Genomic DNA, 17,280 nt, shown 5'->3' with positions numbered 1-17,280 from the left:
TCCAATATGGTATTGAAAATAGCCCGAAGTATGCCAGAATAATCTTAATAAAATATTAAGGAATAGGCTTTTATTTGCTCTACGAATTGGTCATTAAAAGCGATTTCATCACAACGTCAGGTCATTTTAAATTTGATGTTTTATGATAAGATTAGTGCTGGCTTCAAATATTTTTCAATCATATCGAATTAACTCCTCAATTAGTTGATTCGTCAGAAGAGCTATCTAAATAATTAATCTGATATAACTAAATGCTAAAAGGATACTATTTGGAAACGAAAATATGAGATATCACTTTATTTCACTGATACTTATTCCTTTAGCTTTTAGTGGAAATTCTTTTTCTCAACAACAAAAAGTATATCAACCCCAATTAGAATCTGTGACAATTAGGTCTATTCATAATGCCATTCAATCTCATCAACTCACTTGCTTTGATCTAGTAACTAAATATATCGAGCGGATAAAAAAATATAACTTAAGTGCCAAAAACCATGCCCCAATCAATGCGTGGAGCGAGATCAATCCTTCTGTTATAGTACAAGCACAACAATTAGATGCTTCCTTTAAAAATACAGGTCAGCTATTAGGCCCCCTCCACTGCATTCCAATTATATTAAAAGATAATATTGATTCATTTGATACAACTACAAGTTCTGGATCCTATGCGTTATTAGGCAGCCAACCAATTCGTGATGCTTTTCTGGTAAAAAAATTACGTAATGCTGGGGCTATTATTTTAGGAAAAGGCGGAATGGATGAGTTTGCTTGGGGCATAATTGGAATAAGTAGTCGTAGTGGCAGAATTGGTAATGCTTTTGATCCCAATAAAAACCCTGGAGGATCTAGTGGTGGACCGGCAGCTGTCGTCAGTGCAAGTTTTGCTTTACTCGGTATTGGTACAGATAACAGTGGCTCGGTCAGAATTCCAGCTGCATTTCACGGTTTAGTTGGATTACGCCCAAGTACTGGATTAATTAGTCAACAGGGTATTTTTCCTATGGGAAATCTGGATGGAACAGCAGGCCCTATTGCACGTACTACAGAAGAACTCGCCATTTTGTTGGATATCATCGCTAAACCAGATTCACACGATCCAAAGACTCTTGATATTCCTAGAGTAAAAACTTACACGGAGTTTCTAAAGACGAATGGATTAACTAAAAAGCGAATTGGTATTGTACATCACGTCAACGGCATTAATACATTTGATAAGATGCCTCCGCACATTTTAAAAATAGTACGAAACGCGACTCAAAATATGCGGAAAATGGGTGCATCGCTTATTGATATTGATCTTCCACGATTTAACAATAATCGAAAAAATAACCAAGCAGGAGAAATTCAAGATGTAAATGAATATCTAGCTTCTTTTCCATCAACACGGAAAAATTTTCAGGATATTTGTGAGTCTAATCGCACGCGAAATTTCGGCACAACTAAAGATTGCCTTCACTTTATCAAGAATATGGCAAGCAAGAGCAGTAAGTCTTATAAACGAGCACAATCTATAATTGCCCAAAATAAAATCTATGTCCAAAAGATTATGAAAAAAAATAACTTAGATGCTCTACTTATACCAATAACTACTCATGGAACGGCGACATATGATGGAATGACCGTAAATACTTGGCGTGCCCCGGTCTCATCTAACTCAGGTCTTCCTTCTATAAATATAAATGTTGGTTATAGTGATGACATGCATATGCCTATTGGAGTTGAATTAGTGGGAAAACAGTTTCATGAAGGCACATTGATTGAAATTGCTTATGCTTATGAAATGCATACTCCTAAAAAAATCAATCCAACTATGCCAGAAGAAAGTTCAGAATTATTAAATTTATCAATCCCAGAACTGAATAATTTATTTACCTTACTTGGTAAAAATGCATATGATAAAGTTTTAATACATAATAAAGCTGGTGAATTAACTCCAGAAAAATTCCAAGAAATTACGGTTGATACTATTGAAAAAATGAAATTGAATTTACAATGAATAATAAATGTTCTTTCTACCTGATACTTTTCCGAACCTCATCATGATTTAAAATGGATTCACATATTGTTGAACTATATCCCTCGTTATGCAAACTTAATGACCCAATTTATTAGTGTTCAATTTTCTTTATAAAGATCGGGCTGAGTGCTTGAAAAACAAATAGTTTAATATAAGATACAATATTACGGTTTTTTTGCTACTTGATTTTCAATCAGGTTTTTTGATTAATTTATAGTACATGATGTAAAAGAAAGAAGGTATTATGATTCAAGTAAATGTTTGGCTCTCTACAACCCAGATTTTAGGCAAACGAATAAAAAATCGTTTTTTTGGTCCTTTATTAGCCTCTGAGGACAAAGGCGAAAACATTGGCCATGCTAATTTTGTTATGGAGCTTAATGAACGCTCTCCTGGATATCAAAAATTAGAAGATAAATCATCTCCTTTATTCGCAAGAAAAAGTCTTTGTTATATCCCTGAAGTTGTTGTTGGCAATTCAGGCCTGTATTATAAACGCAAACCGCTTCGAAGTGTTCAAGTCACTCATAGCTTCTGGCCCGAGGAAAGTCCTTCCTCAGGAGAGTTAGCTCGTGATTTTTTTAATCTATTACACCTTGCCCCCAAAAGTAAAGGAACAAAGCCAGAAATATCGGATCATGATTCCGATATGAGAAGAGAAGAAAGTCATACCCATTCTCTTACCATCGAACATCCCGCTTATAGGATAAAGCAAAAAAAAATAGATGCTGCCAAGAAAAAAAATCTCAAGGCAACTGTTGATGTTTGGAATTTAGATGGGGATATAGACAATAGAAAAAATATCGTAGAAAAAATCAATCAATTAACGATAAAACAGCAAACTTTGCTTGCTTCACATAACCAACTTCTTGAGCAATCTCAGGCTGACCTGTATGCATTAAGTAAAGCAAAGGATGAAATAACTGCTGAATTATCAAGAAATACTAAAGAATCCATTTTTCCTTCCAAGATATTAAGTTATTTAAAAAATGTTGCTAAGCCTGATTCAAAGACGATCGCTGAAATATCGCGAATAATCAATGCGTTAGAGGATTTGCAAAAAGAGAATGAAACACTCCATCGATCATTGATTGCTCTTGAAACAGAAATAGAGCAAACACAGCTTATTTGCCAAGGGCAATTACGAGAGAATCAACAGGCGTTGGATCAGACTGCAAATGAGATCGTAGTCCTTGAGAAGCAACTTCAAGAACTCAATGAACGAATCAATGGCATGGATGAAAATACAGTTGAGCAGTTAAAAGCCAATGTTCGAAATCGAGCAGACTTTCTTTTACGGAAGGAACGGTTGATGGAAAGTTCGAATAGAACCGAAGGCAAACATCCCGATCACTCGATCCATCTGCCAACAAGTGATAGTGGTTTACGTTATCATATTAATGAGTTGGCAGTTATTGATGCAATGCAAAAGGAGAGTAATGAAAATTACTGTTTTATACAAAATAATTGTGCGAAAAGTGTTAAACGTTGTTTATTGGCTGGTATACAACATTTAAAAAACGAATTGAAAAAAAATGGAGTGCCAGATAGTTTTTTCAGACCTCAAGCTATTGAAACAACAAATGGAGTTTATAAGTGGGCTAGATCATTGGAACGTGAATTGACCAAGTTAAATACCCGGCCTGAAGTGCAAATTGAAGTGGAAAAAACCTCTCTGAGTATGAGCTGTAAATAAGACTTTAGCTGCTATAAAATTCATAATAAATTTTAGCTAATGCATTATGACAGCTTAGTTGAAACCACCGTATGCGACATCGCGCATACGGTAGTGTGATAGGACGGGGTTGTGAGACCCCTCCTCCTACTACTCAATAATCTGCAAAAATATCTGGTTATACTTATTTTTTCATTGCGTCAATATAACCAAGACGATAGAACGCATCATAATAATTTAGAGACGCGGCCATCCTATAGTAATAAGCTGCTTTTTCATAGTTAACGTCTCCAAATTTATTCTCAGAAAAACCACTTTCATACATTCTACCGATGAGATAGTAGTAATGAGGGTTAGATTTATACTTTGACATTTCTTTAAAGGCTAACGTGTAAAACTTTTCTGCTTGTTTCATGTTTTGGTCTACACCAAAACCATATTGATAAAAATAACCAACATAGTAATTAGCATCAATATTTTCTCTCTCGCTTAATTTTTCGAAAAGAGAAAATGCTTTTTTGTAGTAGAGATCAGCTTTTTTCTCATCATGATTACATCGATAGTACTCAGCTAAATCATAACAAGACTTGGCATCATCATATTTAATATCATTTTCTGCGTACCCAATAAATTTTTCATTAAAATATCTTTGATAACCCTCGCCAAAATAAATTTCTGAATAGTTCATAATTAATATCCTTATTAGTTTATGTAACAGCTTTTGCCAATGGTACTGTAATTAACAATAGAATGCTTTTTTAATAAATCAAGATTTATTTCAGCTTAAAGATCATTGTTATGTCCTGTGGCTATTGTTTATTTATCGCAATCATAAGTTATTTATTAATAATTCGCTTATTTGTTTAATATTTTTCAGTTGATCTTAAAGACAAAAATAAGCTCCTATTGCGCCACAATAAAGCCCCGTGGTTATTTAACGGACATATTCAGTGAAAAATGCTAAACTACGTCCTCCTAATTCATAAGCGATGCAAAATGAAACTAAACATTCAAAACTTACTTAAAGAACTTGTGTCCTATACGATCGTTGGCTCTTCTAATTTAAGCGTTGAGGCTAAATCAATATTGTCCGAAATGAGAAAAGAATTCAAAAGACTAGAAGCCAGTAGTGATGCTAACAAACAAAAAAAAATGATTGCATTATTTATGGGTGGAACTATTTCTGCTCTTATAGAAGATGATTTGAACTATAACTATACATTTAAGCTTTATCCAAATGCTGCTACTAAAGAAATTCTAGAAGAAATACCAACAAATGTATCTAAAATTGAAGGAATCTATGTAATAGGAAATAAAGCATTATCAAATCTTCCTCAATTATTTAATAGTGATATATTTAAGGTTGAGGAAAAGATAATTAATACAAATAACCCCATACCATTCTTTCCTAAACTTAAAGAGAACGCCGATCAAATTGATCTGTTAGTTAAATTTTGTATTAAATATTCAAATGACTTAGAGCATTCTGAGGTTGAGACTGACGACTTAGCTTTGGTTAATTTAAAATTTGAGAAACCAGCATCTGTCGAAGCGGATATTGTAACTCCATTCTCGAATATCAGTATGCAAATTTTAGGTGGTTTTATGGCCGTAGTTGGTGCCGCTGCGGTTGTGGTTGCTTTTGTAGTTCTTAATGCAGCAACTTTTGGTATTGCAGGATTAATAACAGCGGGTATCGGAATCGCAGCAGCCCTTTCAGGTGTTGGGCTATTTGCTACTGGTACATATAGAAATTGTCAGTCAGCACCTGATCAGTCTTTAGATAGCGTTTTTGTTCCTGTCTAACGTGAGTTAGACTGTAACAAAACAAAGGAGTTTGGTTTAAATTAAGTGAAGTTTTTTTAGGCTTCTACGCATAAGCTGCCAATCCTGCTAATGGATTAACCATAAACAAAAAATAGCCCTCCGACCAAAGAGGATAAATAGAAAAATTGTGAACTATCTAGTAAGTGGGTTTTGAGCTAAAATGTAATTGGCATGGTTAAATATTTTAAAATTATTCCTGATCGGTATAGAAACAGAAGAAAATGGTTTACCTTGAGATTTAATTTAATTGCTGCAATTTATGATTTTGAGATTTAAAGCTGTTAGGCAAGAGTCTTTTATTGTGCTTTCATAAATACCTCATTGAAGAACGCGAATATAGGCTTAATTTTTATCATTGAATTCATCCTGCTTTGTCCTCTACCCTTCAAAACCAATGGCAATCTTTTCTGTTGGATTTTATGCATTACTATTATTAAAGCGCAAATTTCATTAATACTAAAAAACGTTTTATGACAGTACGATCACCAGATAGGTTAAATATAAAGCTCCATTCAAAAGCAACGCCTTAATTTTAATTCCGCGAGTTGAAATATTAAATCTTAACCATGCTGTAGCAATATAGGTTACAAGAATACCTGTAAGCACTATTCTAGAAGGCTCCCAAGGGGTTAGGAGTATTCCTAATGCAGGAAGTAATGTACCTTGAAAAACCATTGCTCCGGTTATGTTGCCAAAAGCAAGAGTATCTTGGCGCTTTCTCACCCAAATCACGCTATTCACTTTTTCTGGTAATTCTGTTGCTATGGGAATGACGAGCAATGATAGAAGCAAAACAGGTATGCCCAGAGAGTTAGCCGCCTGTTGTATCCCATGAATAAATCCTTTTGCACTCAATACTAATAAGACTAAGCCAAAAAGTAATTGAATTAAAATTGTTGTAAGGTTGGTTTTAAAACCCAGTTTAGCGATTAACAATGGTTCATTTGTGATCACTGCATGGCCATCTTCTACCAATGCCTTAGAGGCCCTGAACGTGAGCAACAGGTAAATAAAATAAAGGAGAATAAGAATGATGCAAAATAAAATACGCATGTAGTTTGGTTCTAATGGAAGAAACATCGCTAAGGCAGCCAAAGTAAAGGCGACTAAGAAAAAACTCATGTCCCGTTCAAAACCAGTCGCTTCTGGTGTTATATATCCATTAATTCCTCGTTTCTTAATGACTGAAAAAGCCATAATAAAAGTTGATAAGGTTGATAACATTAACGGAGCACCTAGAATTGCGCCTACACTAATTTCTTCATTAACTTGCCTATCAGCAGTTCCTGCAATTATTGCTAAAATCGGTACGGTAGTTTCTGGAAGTGCGGTAGATATTGCTGCAAATATTGAGCCAGTTACACCGGTTGAAATATCTATTTTTTCACCAAAGTACTCCAGCGCATTAGAAAATAATTGCGCTGAAATTAAGATGAGAATCAGCATTAATAATAACTCAAACCACATATACATATAATATCCCTCAACTTGCAGCCAATTTATTCATCCATAAGTGTTTTTTTAGATATATTCGGGGTTCACTTACAAAATTTTAATGTCCAACATAATTTAGAGTAACTAAAATACAAGGCCCTTTTGCAATAACATTAATTTTATGATGGTTACACGCTTCAATGGCTGAGTCACTTTCTGCCCCAGGCTGCATCCAAATATTTTTAATTCTTTTTTTAATTGCCTCTTCAACAATTTTCTCAGTAATAAAAGACGGAGTTATAATGGAAATACTTTCAACCTCATCGGGTAATTCACTTACTGAATGTATTACAGACATCCCTTCAATTGTATCTTCTTGCGGATTTACAGGATAAACTTTTTTCTTATTCTCAAGATAACAGCGTAAAACCTTATTGCCATATTTTGCCCGATTAGATGAAGCCCCAATAACAGCAAAAGCTTTTGACTGGAAAAATGTTTCAATTTGATGATTTATCATAGTAGTTTCACCTTAATAGTTTACATTTACTTAATTTAGCAGTGAATATTGATCCATCATATTTTTATACAGCTATCAATTTGATAATCATAACATTTTTCCAATTTCAACATCACGCGGATCACTTTCATGATGGTCGGGAGCACGAAATGGAATGCCATACTCACCCATCGTTGAATATCCAATCTGTTCCATCGCTTTTGACGCTTTATCAACGAGCAAAATATCTTGAACAACAGGAAGGATATCAATAATAGGTTTTGCACTTAATCCTGGCACTGACGTTGAGCCGATATGATGCATTTCGATGCAATTGTCCCCCAGTCCTTGCTTTATTTGATGGGCTTCTGCTGCAAAAAGTTCAGGCCATAGTGGATTATAGGAAACAACTTCAACGATTCTATTCATGATTTTGTTCGATTAGGTTTCAAAATTGTGAATCATACCTTAGAGAGACATTACACTCAAATGAGCATAATCCTTTTTCTGTAGCTAGCGAATAGGCGGTAGTTGGATTTTTTTATTTTAAGGCCGTGTTTAACCTATCAAAATTTTCTACATGTTGTTCATCTTTGTTCTTTTCGTTTCAGTTTCCTCTCTTGCAGTATGTAATATTCTTTTTACCCAGTTTTTTAATTTAATATAGTGCGGTCCCTCCCAATAAACCTTTTTGCAGGATTCGCACTGCATGAAAGTCTGATAATGTTTTTTTGTCAATGCTGATAGCTCCCCGCTAACTTCAGTTTTTTTTACGTTCTTTAGTAATCCGTTACACGCTAAACATCGTGTAAATGGATTGCATTGATTTATTAAATGAAATTGCATCAAAACTTCCTCTACCTGCTTTTCTGGATTGGTATTGTGCATCCAGTGGCCATGGGTGACGCTTTTATTTTTTAAAATGCCAACATCGCGGGTTAATATAATTCGACGTTCCTTTTTACTGCACTGAATTATAAATTCATCGGTCAAATTGTTCTCATAAATCGCATCAAATCCAAGTAAACGTAAATACTTGACGAGTTTCCCAAGATGGACATCCAGAATAAAACGAGGAGTTCTTAACGGTTTTGGACGAAGTCGAATTAACTCACTTACATCAAAAGTTCCAAATATTGGATAGACAGAAATATAATCATGATCTTGAATTAGGTAGTTAAAATCAACAGATTTTCCATTGACCAGGATTACTTCTACCTCAGTATGAGGAACTCCAAACGACTCAATAAGATCTTTAATCGAAGTTTTTTGAGCCAAAGTATGAGTGAAGCACTTTTTACGCTTCTCCAGAGGAATTAAATCATTTAATTCATCATAAAATCGTAAACTTAATGAGATCATAATTTGATTAAGCTGTTTGCTATTTCAATTAATGGCACAAAATCTGAAAAAAAATTAGAACACTATCATTCGGCCTTTTAAAAATTGCAGAAGCATTCTCTCATTTGATATAAATCTTTAGATTATCCATTATTTGATATATTATAGTACACCTTGGTTATTTGTTATTTTGTATAACAATTTATAAGTTTTATTATGCCTAAATTAAATAAAGTAGATAACAGCAGCGATGGAAATTGTCTTTATTATGCCTATGGCATCTCATTGATGTATCACTTGCGTAAAAATGGAGAGAGAGCGGAAGCAGAGAGCATATTTACCAGGCTGGGATTAAATCCTGCAGAAAAAGCAAAGCTTTTTTATTTATTAGGAAATGAAAAAAATAAACCATTTACGCCGCTACATATAAAAAGAATTATCGAGCCTATACTTGGTTCTGCCTTGAGACATTATGCTGCAAATATGACTCGAGAGAACTTTTTAGAAAATCCCAAAGGTTCATCCCTATATACAGCAACCAATTATGGTATGATTTTTCTTTTCAAAAAAATGCTTAAACAAAAAGAGCATCCTGCTCTTTTCTTGTTTGAATCAGATAGTTTTGATAATGAAAACTATAATACAGCAGAAATATTTAAAGTCGAAAACATGTCTAGAGAAATGCATGCATTTATGAGCGCGAAATTCGAAGAAATTATAAATATTTTCGATCATGAATGGTTTGCAGAACAAAGAGAACCTAAATCACTTGCTGAGATCGGGAACTACATGTTCCATTTAAAGCAGCATCTAACAGATGTAATCGGAGAAATGACTGTAGCGTTTTTCCTGAAAGAAGAACACAAGAATCTTGAGGCTTATATTCGTCATTTAAGTACTAATTACAGATGGGGGACAGAAGAAACCTTAATGCTGATGCATTGTAAACTCCAGGGAGAAATACGCGAGCGGATTGACGATGGCCATGTAGCAATACGCTACGAGACCCCTATGGCGTTGCAAATTTATCGTGACGGAACACCTTATTTTTCATCAGAGGAACATGGTACTCCAGATATTATTTTAAATAACTCAGGCAATACTCATTGGTTCTCTTTGATTAACTCTGAATTCTACTCGATTAATAGCGAACATATTCTGAGAAATGATCTATTAGATATAGTAGGATTTAATGCATATATGCAAAAAATGTTGGAAAAGGGAGACGATCTGGAAAAAACGGATAAAACAGCAAGTGATGAAATATATCTACTTCATAAAAGATTAACTGAAGAAAAAGAAAAATTTCTAGCTCAAGACTCTCGGATCACACGAAAAGAATTCGCAGCCGCATGTAACACTCTATTATCAGACCCTAATGCAACGAAGGAATTACAAAAACAATACGGTGCAGTAGATATCCTAAACAATATAATAAACTGCCTTTATCTCATAGTTACATTTGACTTTAGTAATTTGCTTTTGGGTAACTTTAATGTGATTAATCCTTTAGGAATCAATTCAATGTTTCATCGAGTGAACACCCTAAAAACATCATTAAAAATATCACTTTTAGACTTAGAAAACAGTGAAATTCTTGATAATAACAATCAATTAGGATAACCAAGAATTATCTCTGAGTGACGTAGTTGAATTTTTATTAAATAAATTCCTCATTTTTTATGGATAGCGAGAAAGAACATACTCCTGATGATGTTCTTCATCTTCAATAATCAGTCTGGCGTTTGTATGTTCTCCAGGCTCGAGCAAGAGCCTTCTAGCAAGCTCATAGATAGAGAACGTATTATTGGAATACTTTGAAAAGCGAAATAAATGCCTTTCTTTTTTTAAAAAATGGTCTGAGCTGTTTAAAATATGGAACGCCAAGCTCCTTTTTTGCTCACGATCCAACTCATTAATTATATTTTCCAAGCCTAAAAGATATCCCTCTTTGCGTTCTTTAAGGGAGAGATTGGGTAACAATTTTTCCTGCAGCCATTGATCAATCTCTGCCTCACTTCTTCTCTTTTTTGAAAGGTAATCGAGATCATTATGTGCTGATATTTCAAACAAAGTAGTCGGCTTTTTATGAGGATTGAAACTGAAGTATGTAACTTGTACGCCAGAAAGCTTCTTGCAATTTTCCTGGAAATTTCTTAGCTCATCTGCAGTAGGCGTTTCATCAAGAAGCAATTTAGTGAGGAACATCTTTAACTCATAAGCACAGCTTCTCCTTTCACATGCCTCTTCACCATCTCTAGTTATCGTGCCCTTAAGTTCAAAATAGGTAAACAAGTGAAAAGGTAATAAATCATGAAGCTCAATCTTTGAATTTATAGAACCTTTTACATTTAAAAATGACTGTAGGGTTTTATTTTTCTTATCAATATATTTAATAGTTAAACTAAAGCTTCCTTTCCCGTCAGGTGCCCATTCAAGATATAATTTCCCTATCTTTGCTTGCGCCCAAGAGCGACCCGGATCATTTGGTGGTATGACAAAATCTTCATCTTCAAATAGTCGTGATGGCAAATTCTCCTCACTGCATTCTGGTAGATCACGTAGCCTGTAGAGACACATAGGGACTTTCTCATAATCATTTCCGACTTTTCGAGAGGTTAATATATCGTTTGGAGTATATGGTTTTAGATCTTTAAGTTTTGTCATTTTCCACCGTTTTCGATGATGATTATGTATATAATTTACACCAAGTGAATTATTTTGGTAATATAGCGCTATTGAAAGATAAATTTTCCAAAATGGAAATAATTTAAAAAAAGATAATGGACAAAAGTGATTTCAATGAATTTATCCTCGATTTGTTCATGCCACTCGCTATTACTGTATATTAATTATACACTTGGTGGGTTATCGAAGATTCTTCTCAAGATATTTATACCATTCTTATCATTCCATAATATTCATAATCTATTATGAAGCGCTCCAAATATAGCCAAGCCTTGAGTACGAAACCAGTATTTATCTTCACCAATAACATACGTTTCAAGTCCGGGAATCGCCTGAATATTGGAGTACCCTGTTGTATAAAAATAGCTCTTCCCAGTGATGTAATGCTCTTTCATATCTCTGGAAGGAGTAACCAGAATAAAGCCATCAGGAATAATTTTGACTAATTGTCTAATAAAATCCACTATGTCCTTTTCTTTTTCAATTCCGTTCTCTACCCCTAAAAGATAGGGAACAAAAGCAGTATCAAAAGCCTGTTTTTGATCACTAAGTATTTGGTCTATTGTCCCCACATGAAACTGAATGTTTTTATCAAGTTCAAAATTAGTTTGAATTTTGGATTGAATAGCACGCTGTACCAGTACCAGCATATAGTGAATATAAATCCGTCTTAAAGAATTGGGATAAATTATCCAGAATAAAAAATTAGTAAATTTTCCATAGGGCAAAGTAACTAACGGTGGATACCAACATGTAAGCGCATCTAATAATTCACCAATTGATGGTAATGGATTTCCTCGATAATCATACTCACGATAAAGATAATATTTCTTAAATGCTTTCATCCACGCAATTGTAATGGGATCCTTATCAAAAGCTGTAACTGATTTTGCGCCCGCCAACGCAAATAAAAAACTGCTATTTCCAAAACCAGGGATCACCAAGACATTTTTCCCTTCGATGTCAGATCGTATATCATAGCGATTTTTTTGATTCCCGGTCAAAGCAGATGATAAAAAGCGCTCAGCCCCCATGGGGTATATTTGAACCTCTTTATTATCAGAGAGTCTTGTTATACGCCTGTCCAAGATCCATTTCTTTTCTTGCTTGCTTAAAATAGTTTCATAAGCTGACATAAAATTCCTAGTTAATTTTTTGACAGTTGTAATCGCAACGATTTAATCGATTTTGTTATCAATGCTAGTAACTCTGGAGTGCTGAAACTTAATTTTTCCGCAAGTTTTTTGCCTAACGATTGCGAAGGTCGTTCGACAAATACATGCAGGAACCAAGATAGTAGTACCGATGCAAAAATAACTGCACTCAAAGCAATCCCAATTCTAAAATTCATATCCAACATGATACGAAGAATAATGTAACCCATAATGCTGTGAGTAATATACAAAGGATAACTAATACCAGCTAGAAAATTAAATATAAGATTTGCTTTAAAAAGATGAGGAAATATATAAGCAAACATAAAAGTCAATAAAGCTAAAGCATAGCTCCAAGCCAATATTAAATTGTTTGAATAAGGCCCTGCCCACCAAGCGATGCAAAACATGAAAAATAAGATACTTATTATCAAATACCCCATATCAGATGATATTTTCTGACAGAATAAATAATGAAAAACCACCCCGATAAACATGAAAATTAAATAGGGTGTTGACATCATATAGATTTCAGCCTGGATGAAGGCAACTAAATGATTCATTGCCCATACTGGAATCATGTGCGACGCATAGCAGGTTAAAAGAAAAAGGGTTGTGGGTATAAAAAAAACGTTCAGTGAGTAACTACGAAACCAGGCAATCGATAAAGCCACAATTAGGTAAAATTTCATTTCTATTTCGAGAGTCCAGATAATTATATCTATGTTTCTTGATCCAAGAATATCTCGAATTCCAGGAATGTAATGAATTAACACCTCTTGAAAAGTATATGGCCATGCTGCTGGAAAATATTTTCCGCATAAAAAAAGAGCTAATAAAGTAATACTAAATCCTATCATGTAGGTTGGAATAATACGAAAAAGGCGATTTATGCAAAATCCTATGGCATTTATTCTATGGAGTGAAAAAGGAATAACAAATCCACTGATAATAAAAAATAACCCTACCCCATAAGCTCCCCAGTCAAAAAGAGGAAAGAGATTAAGCCATATAATATATGGTGGTATTGCGTGGGATTCAGGAGAGAAAAGTGGTGCATTAATTAGATGCGCGATTGAATCTCTCTTGTACCAAAATGAACTTAAGTAATGGGAGATAACAACCGATAATGCCGCAAGGCCTCGCAAGGTATTTGCAAATTCGATCCTGGAATTAGTGCATAAAATGTCACTCATAAGTAGGCAACTGGCCCCTCTTTTCTATGATTATTATTATGAGTCATCGCGGTATTTTCATTATACTTTGAATCAAACTAATAAAAACCAATTGTATCTCACTACGTTTTTCTTGACTATCCTCTGTTTTAGCTGTGTACCATGTAACAGTAAATTTACACGATTATTCAGAAGGATGGATTTTTTTAACGCCTTCATCTTAAGTTTTTTTGTCTAATACAGAAAAATTTCACCTGGTTTAAGCCTCAGTTAACAATGCTCTGATAAAATTAAATACATATAGTTCATAAACCGAGGAAATCATGAGATACAAAACAACTGTTGAACAACAACGCGATGGCTCTCTTGTTATGAAAGATGGAGCGCGTGAGGCAATTGGCGATATGACTTTTGCATATCATGCACTTTTAGCAATTTGCGACGATCAAAGTAGTAAAAAAAATGCATTCGTAAATGGCAAAGATTTTTTTGTAGAATCAGCCGATGGTCGTTTAAATTCAGACAGGTTAAAAGTAACTATTAGTAAAGAGTTTGCCCAAGATGCGATTGCGGTACTCAAAAGTGAATACCCAGGATTGGAGATCAAAGGCGAACAACCTGTTCAAACAAACACAACTAATTATCATCCTAATTAGGGAATGTATTTTTTAGCGAGGAAATAAGAAAATTTCTTTTGCTAAATGATTTTCTGATATCTGATGAGTAGCATTTTGACTCAATCTATATATTTTTATTTCGAACATACCCACTTTAATCAATACAATCATTTAACTTAAAATTTATTGCTGATAATGGTTTACAAGTTAAAAGAATGAATTCATTATCTTGATTCAATAATTTAGTATCAATTAAAACTATGGATGCTAAAGTAGCTTTCAATCGTCTTCCAAGCGCTCAATGCAACGGAATTGAAACGCGGCGATTTAATTTAACCATTTTTATTTAAGGACAAATGTATGGCTAAAATTCTTTGTGTTCTGTATGACGATCCAATCAATGGGTATCCCAAATATTATGCGCGGGATAGACTTCCCAAAATAGAACACTATCCTGATGGACAAATGGTACCTACTCCTAAGCATATTGATTTTAAACCTGGCGTTTTACTTGGCTCTGTGTCTGGTGAACTAGGGTTGCGTGAATTTCTTGAATCTCAAGGACATCAGTTTGTTGTTACTTCTGATAAGGAAGGACCAAATTCTGTTTTTGAACAAGAATTACCTGACGCAGATGTAGTGATTTCTCAACCTTTTTGGCCTGCTTATTTAACTTCAGAGCGAATTGCCAAAGCAAAAAAATTGAAATTGGTAATTACTGCAGGTATTGGTTCGGATCACGTCGACTTACAAGCAGCTAAAGAAAGGAACATTACCGTAGCGGAAGTAACTTATTCAAACAGTATTAGCGTTGCCGAGCATGTGGTCATGATGATTCTTTCATTGGTACGTAATTATTTGCCTTCTTATCAATGGGTTATTCAAAAAGGTTGGAATATTGCGGATTGCGTAGTTCGTTCTTACGATCTGGAAGGAATGACAGTGGGTTCTGTTGCATGTGGACGAATCGGTTTGGCGGTTATGAAACGCTTAAAACCCTTTGATGTTAAATTGCATTATACAGATCGCCATCGATTGCCAGAGAGAACCGAAAAGGAATTGGGATTGGTTTTTCATAATCATGTCGAATCTCTTGTTGAAATGTGTGATGTGGTAACTATTAATTGCCCCTTAACACCAGAGACCGAAAATTTATTTGATGAACAATTGATTAATAAAATGAAACGTGGTTCTTATCTTATTAATACCGCTCGAGGAAAAATCTGTAATCGCGAAGCCATTGTAAAAGCCTGTGAAAATGGCCAACTTGCAGGCTATGCAGGAGATGTATGGTTCCCACAACCAGCGCCTAAAGACCATCCTTGGCGTACAATGGCTAGCCATGGTATGACTCCTCACATTTCAGGGACTTCCTTATCTGCACAAGCTCGTTATGCTGCGGGAACCCGTGAGATTTTGGAGTGTTGGCTCGAAGGCCGCCCTATCCGTGATGTGTATCTTATTGTGGATCAGGGTAGACTCGCTGGAACAGGAGCACATTCATACAGTATGGGTAATGCAACTGTAGGGGCTGAAGAAGCATAAGATAGCCCGGTTCTTGCATCCCGAATTTCTGTTCGATCCTGGATGCAAGAGGCCATTTCTAGACTTATTTTTTATACATAGCGAGACAGAACAAGATCCTGATGATGTTCTTCATCTAAAATAATGGCCATGAACGGACGACTTTATTGAATGAACGATATTGGATCTTATTATAGTAGGAATCAACAGTTAATCTAAACCTGGCAGCTAATCCAAGTGTTTCCCAATATAAACTTTCAATTAATCCCATACAAAACAGCCGTTCTCTTCTTAATTTAGATAGACGCAGTTTGGTAAACACGCTTATAATCAAGCGTAAAACTGTCTTGCAAGAGACTACATAGATGGTTTAAAAGGTTCCTCATCAAAAGAAAAGTTATCAATACCATTGAATCTTAAAATAGAATTAATGAGATCAATTATCTTCTCAAATATTGTCCTTTTATCATAAAGTGTTTGTGCGAGAGTACTATTATATTCAATAGCTAAATCTGTATTTGCATATTCCATACCGCCTAACCCGGTAGGTCTCAAATGGAGTCTATTTTTAATGATCATCATTGCAGATTTATCGTCATTAGTCACTTCGACTATTCCTAATCCATCAAGTTGCCCTAAGCCCATTAGCTCTGTTTGCTCATCAATATAGATACTTCCATTTTTTTCATAAATATTAATTTTTGTATTTAATTTATTTCCATCAATTATGTATCCTTTTGCAGCAACCGCAGTATTATCAGTGAGTGATTGCGCTGCTAAATAAAGAACGCCCCATTGATAAAAAACTTTACTTAATGTGCCAACATACTGAGTTTTAATCTCCTCATTATTACAAAACTTCAATAGCTCTCTTTTAAAAAGATTGGATATATTATCGATCGAGAGTTTATCTTTTACGGCACTTATCTTGTCATTAATAGTCATCCCTTTTGCATCAATTGCCAAATCAGCAATGAAGATATCCAGTAATAATTTGCCATTAAAGTGAATTTTTGCTGCATCTCGCTTGAGATCATGAAGACACTCGGCAAGATCGCCCTTCATGCTCGCTTTTCGTGTTAAAAATTTTCTATTTCGTATTTGCCAAAATGGTGTAGTCATCAAGAATTTTTTTTGATATTTTTCCGTTTGTCATTATAAGTACATTTTATTAATGTTTTATTAAGTGCATTGAAATCTGATCCTGAATCCAGGGCGATTTCATCAAAGTTTAAAAACCAATCACTTTTCTTAAGTATTGAGTAGAAAGAGCAGCTTTCATTCTTTTTAAAGCAATACCATCCTGAGAGGATTTGTCCTCTTCCAGCA

At 34.6% G+C, this 17,280-nt stretch carries 16 protein-coding genes and 1 pseudogene; 7 read left to right on the top strand and 10 right to left on the bottom strand.

The genetic code is table 11. The features are described from left to right. Positions 1-283: 283 nt before the first annotated feature. Positions 284-1,996 (top strand): amidase, encoded by a 1,713-nt coding sequence (locus ELY20_RS15295; RefSeq protein ID WP_110144089.1) that lies wholly within the window; start codon positions 284-286, stop codon positions 1,994-1,996. 265 nt (positions 1,997-2,261) lie between these two features. After that, complete coding sequence (locus tag ELY20_RS15290) at positions 2,262-3,713, top strand: coiled-coil domain-containing protein (RefSeq protein WP_110144090.1); 1,452 nt, start codon at positions 2,262-2,264, stop codon at positions 3,711-3,713. A gap of 163 nt (positions 3,714-3,876) precedes the next feature. Here the strand turns inward: ELY20_RS15290 and ELY20_RS15285 are convergent, their stop codons facing one another. Continuing rightward, positions 3,877-4,380 carry a tetratricopeptide repeat protein gene (locus ELY20_RS15285; protein ID WP_110144091.1) on the bottom strand — a complete coding sequence of 168 codons (504 nt, stop codon included), beginning with the start codon at positions 4,378-4,380 and terminating at the stop codon, positions 3,877-3,879. A gap of 308 nt (positions 4,381-4,688) precedes the next feature. Here ELY20_RS15285 and ELY20_RS15280 point away from each other — a divergent pair, with 308 nt between their 5' ends. Together ELY20_RS15280 and ELY20_RS17210 are read left to right on the top strand one after the other, a co-directional pair. After that, the gene (locus ELY20_RS15280; RefSeq protein WP_110144092.1) at positions 4,689-5,498 is read left to right on the top strand and encodes a hypothetical protein; all 810 of its coding nucleotides are present in this window, start codon (positions 4,689-4,691) and stop codon (positions 5,496-5,498) included. Between the two features lie 180 nt (positions 5,499-5,678). Beyond that, positions 5,679-5,795 (top strand): annotated as a pseudogene (locus tag ELY20_RS17210) (IS5/IS1182 family transposase); the annotation flags it as partial. 192 nt (positions 5,796-5,987) lie between these two features. Here the strand turns inward: ELY20_RS17210 and ELY20_RS15275 are convergent. The 4 genes from ELY20_RS15275 to ELY20_RS15260 form a co-directional block, all read right to left on the bottom strand. Beyond that, the gene (locus ELY20_RS15275) at positions 5,988-6,992 is read right to left on the bottom strand and encodes a sodium:calcium antiporter (protein ID WP_233590622.1); all 1,005 of its coding nucleotides are present in this window, start codon (positions 6,990-6,992) and stop codon (positions 5,988-5,990) included. A gap of 79 nt (positions 6,993-7,071) precedes the next feature. After that, positions 7,072-7,473, bottom strand: coding sequence for a CoA-binding protein (locus ELY20_RS15270; protein ID WP_110144093.1), 402 nt, complete (start codon positions 7,471-7,473; stop codon positions 7,072-7,074). An 87-nt stretch (positions 7,474-7,560) separates the two neighbouring features. Continuing rightward, entirely contained in the window at positions 7,561-7,881 is a 321-nt protein-coding gene (locus ELY20_RS15265) for a GrpB family protein (protein ID WP_110144094.1), read from the bottom strand. 147 nt (positions 7,882-8,028) lie between these two features. Beyond that, on the bottom strand, positions 8,029-8,814 hold the full coding sequence (locus ELY20_RS15260) for a Mut7-C RNAse domain-containing protein (protein ID WP_110144095.1): 786 nt from the start codon (positions 8,812-8,814) through the stop codon (positions 8,029-8,031). Positions 8,815-9,009: 195 nt separating this feature from the next. Between ELY20_RS15260 and ELY20_RS15255 the strand changes: the two genes are divergently transcribed. After that, positions 9,010-10,416 (top strand): hypothetical protein, encoded by a 1,407-nt coding sequence (locus ELY20_RS15255; protein ID WP_110144096.1) that lies wholly within the window; start codon positions 9,010-9,012, stop codon positions 10,414-10,416. 57 nt (positions 10,417-10,473) lie between these two features. Here ELY20_RS15255 and ELY20_RS15250 read toward each other — a convergent pair whose 3' ends face one another. The 3 genes from ELY20_RS15250 to ELY20_RS15240 form a co-directional block, all read right to left on the bottom strand. Further along, positions 10,474-11,460 (bottom strand): hypothetical protein, encoded by a 987-nt coding sequence (locus ELY20_RS15250; protein ID WP_110144097.1) that lies wholly within the window; start codon positions 11,458-11,460, stop codon positions 10,474-10,476. A gap of 254 nt (positions 11,461-11,714) precedes the next feature. Beyond that, a complete protein-coding gene (locus ELY20_RS15245; RefSeq protein ID WP_110144098.1) occupies positions 11,715-12,617 on the bottom strand; it encodes an ABC transporter permease in 903 nt (300 codons plus the stop codon). Between the two features lie 11 nt (positions 12,618-12,628). Then, complete coding sequence (locus tag ELY20_RS15240) at positions 12,629-13,831, bottom strand: acyltransferase family protein (RefSeq protein WP_110144099.1); 1,203 nt, start codon at positions 13,829-13,831, stop codon at positions 12,629-12,631. A 302-nt stretch (positions 13,832-14,133) separates the two neighbouring features. Here ELY20_RS15240 and ELY20_RS15235 point away from each other — a divergent pair, with 302 nt between their 5' ends. Then, positions 14,134-14,466, top strand: a complete 333-nt coding sequence (locus ELY20_RS15235) for a hypothetical protein (RefSeq protein WP_110144100.1) — start codon at positions 14,134-14,136, stop codon at positions 14,464-14,466. A 321-nt stretch (positions 14,467-14,787) separates the two neighbouring features. Then, positions 14,788-15,972 (top strand): NAD-dependent formate dehydrogenase, encoded by a 1,185-nt coding sequence (locus ELY20_RS15230; protein ID WP_110144101.1) that lies wholly within the window; start codon positions 14,788-14,790, stop codon positions 15,970-15,972. Positions 15,973-16,308: 336 nt separating this feature from the next. Here ELY20_RS15230 and ELY20_RS15225 read toward each other — a convergent pair whose 3' ends face one another. Then, positions 16,309-17,073 (bottom strand): hypothetical protein, encoded by a 765-nt coding sequence (locus ELY20_RS15225; protein ID WP_110144102.1) that lies wholly within the window; start codon positions 17,071-17,073, stop codon positions 16,309-16,311. A 109-nt stretch (positions 17,074-17,182) separates the two neighbouring features. After that, positions 17,183-17,280, bottom strand: a 98-nt coding sequence (locus ELY20_RS17035; protein ID WP_233590623.1) for a hypothetical protein, incomplete at its 5' end; no start/stop codon positions are given.

Source organism: Legionella qingyii (genome assembly GCF_003990155.1).
Classification (GTDB): domain Bacteria; phylum Pseudomonadota; class Gammaproteobacteria; order Legionellales; family Legionellaceae; genus Legionella; species Legionella qingyii.
The sequence above is the reverse complement of the archived record's forward strand: the minus strand, read 5'-3'. Positions and strand labels throughout refer to the sequence as shown.

Excerpts from the sequence above, each read along its gene's own strand:
- ELY20_RS15295 (WP_110144089.1), top strand. The coding sequence starts at position 284 with ATGAGATATCACTTTATTTCACTGATACTTATTCCTTTAGCTTTTAGT.
- ELY20_RS15290 (WP_110144090.1), top strand. The coding sequence starts at position 2,262 with ATGATTCAAGTAAATGTTTGGCTCTCTACAACCCAGATTTTAGGCAAA.
- ELY20_RS15285 (WP_110144091.1), bottom strand. The coding sequence starts at position 4,380 with ATGAACTATTCAGAAATTTATTTTGGCGAGGGTTATCAAAGATATTTT.
- ELY20_RS15280 (WP_110144092.1), top strand. The coding sequence starts at position 4,689 with ATGAAACTAAACATTCAAAACTTACTTAAAGAACTTGTGTCCTATACG.
- ELY20_RS15275 (WP_233590622.1), bottom strand. The coding sequence starts at position 6,992 with ATGTATATGTGGTTTGAGTTATTATTAATGCTGATTCTCATCTTAATT.
- ELY20_RS15270 (WP_110144093.1), bottom strand. The coding sequence starts at position 7,473 with ATGATAAATCATCAAATTGAAACATTTTTCCAGTCAAAAGCTTTTGCT.
- ELY20_RS15265 (WP_110144094.1), bottom strand. The coding sequence starts at position 7,881 with ATGAATAGAATCGTTGAAGTTGTTTCCTATAATCCACTATGGCCTGAA.
- ELY20_RS15260 (WP_110144095.1), bottom strand. The coding sequence starts at position 8,814 with ATGATCTCATTAAGTTTACGATTTTATGATGAATTAAATGATTTAATT.
- ELY20_RS15255 (WP_110144096.1), top strand. The coding sequence starts at position 9,010 with ATGCCTAAATTAAATAAAGTAGATAACAGCAGCGATGGAAATTGTCTT.
- ELY20_RS15250 (WP_110144097.1), bottom strand. The coding sequence starts at position 11,460 with ATGACAAAACTTAAAGATCTAAAACCATATACTCCAAACGATATATTA.
- ELY20_RS15245 (WP_110144098.1), bottom strand. The coding sequence starts at position 12,617 with ATGTCAGCTTATGAAACTATTTTAAGCAAGCAAGAAAAGAAATGGATC.
- ELY20_RS15240 (WP_110144099.1), bottom strand. The coding sequence starts at position 13,831 with ATGAGTGACATTTTATGCACTAATTCCAGGATCGAATTTGCAAATACC.
- ELY20_RS15235 (WP_110144100.1), top strand. The coding sequence starts at position 14,134 with ATGAGATACAAAACAACTGTTGAACAACAACGCGATGGCTCTCTTGTT.
- ELY20_RS15230 (WP_110144101.1), top strand. The coding sequence starts at position 14,788 with ATGGCTAAAATTCTTTGTGTTCTGTATGACGATCCAATCAATGGGTAT.
- ELY20_RS15225 (WP_110144102.1), bottom strand. The coding sequence starts at position 17,073 with ATGACTACACCATTTTGGCAAATACGAAATAGAAAATTTTTAACACGA.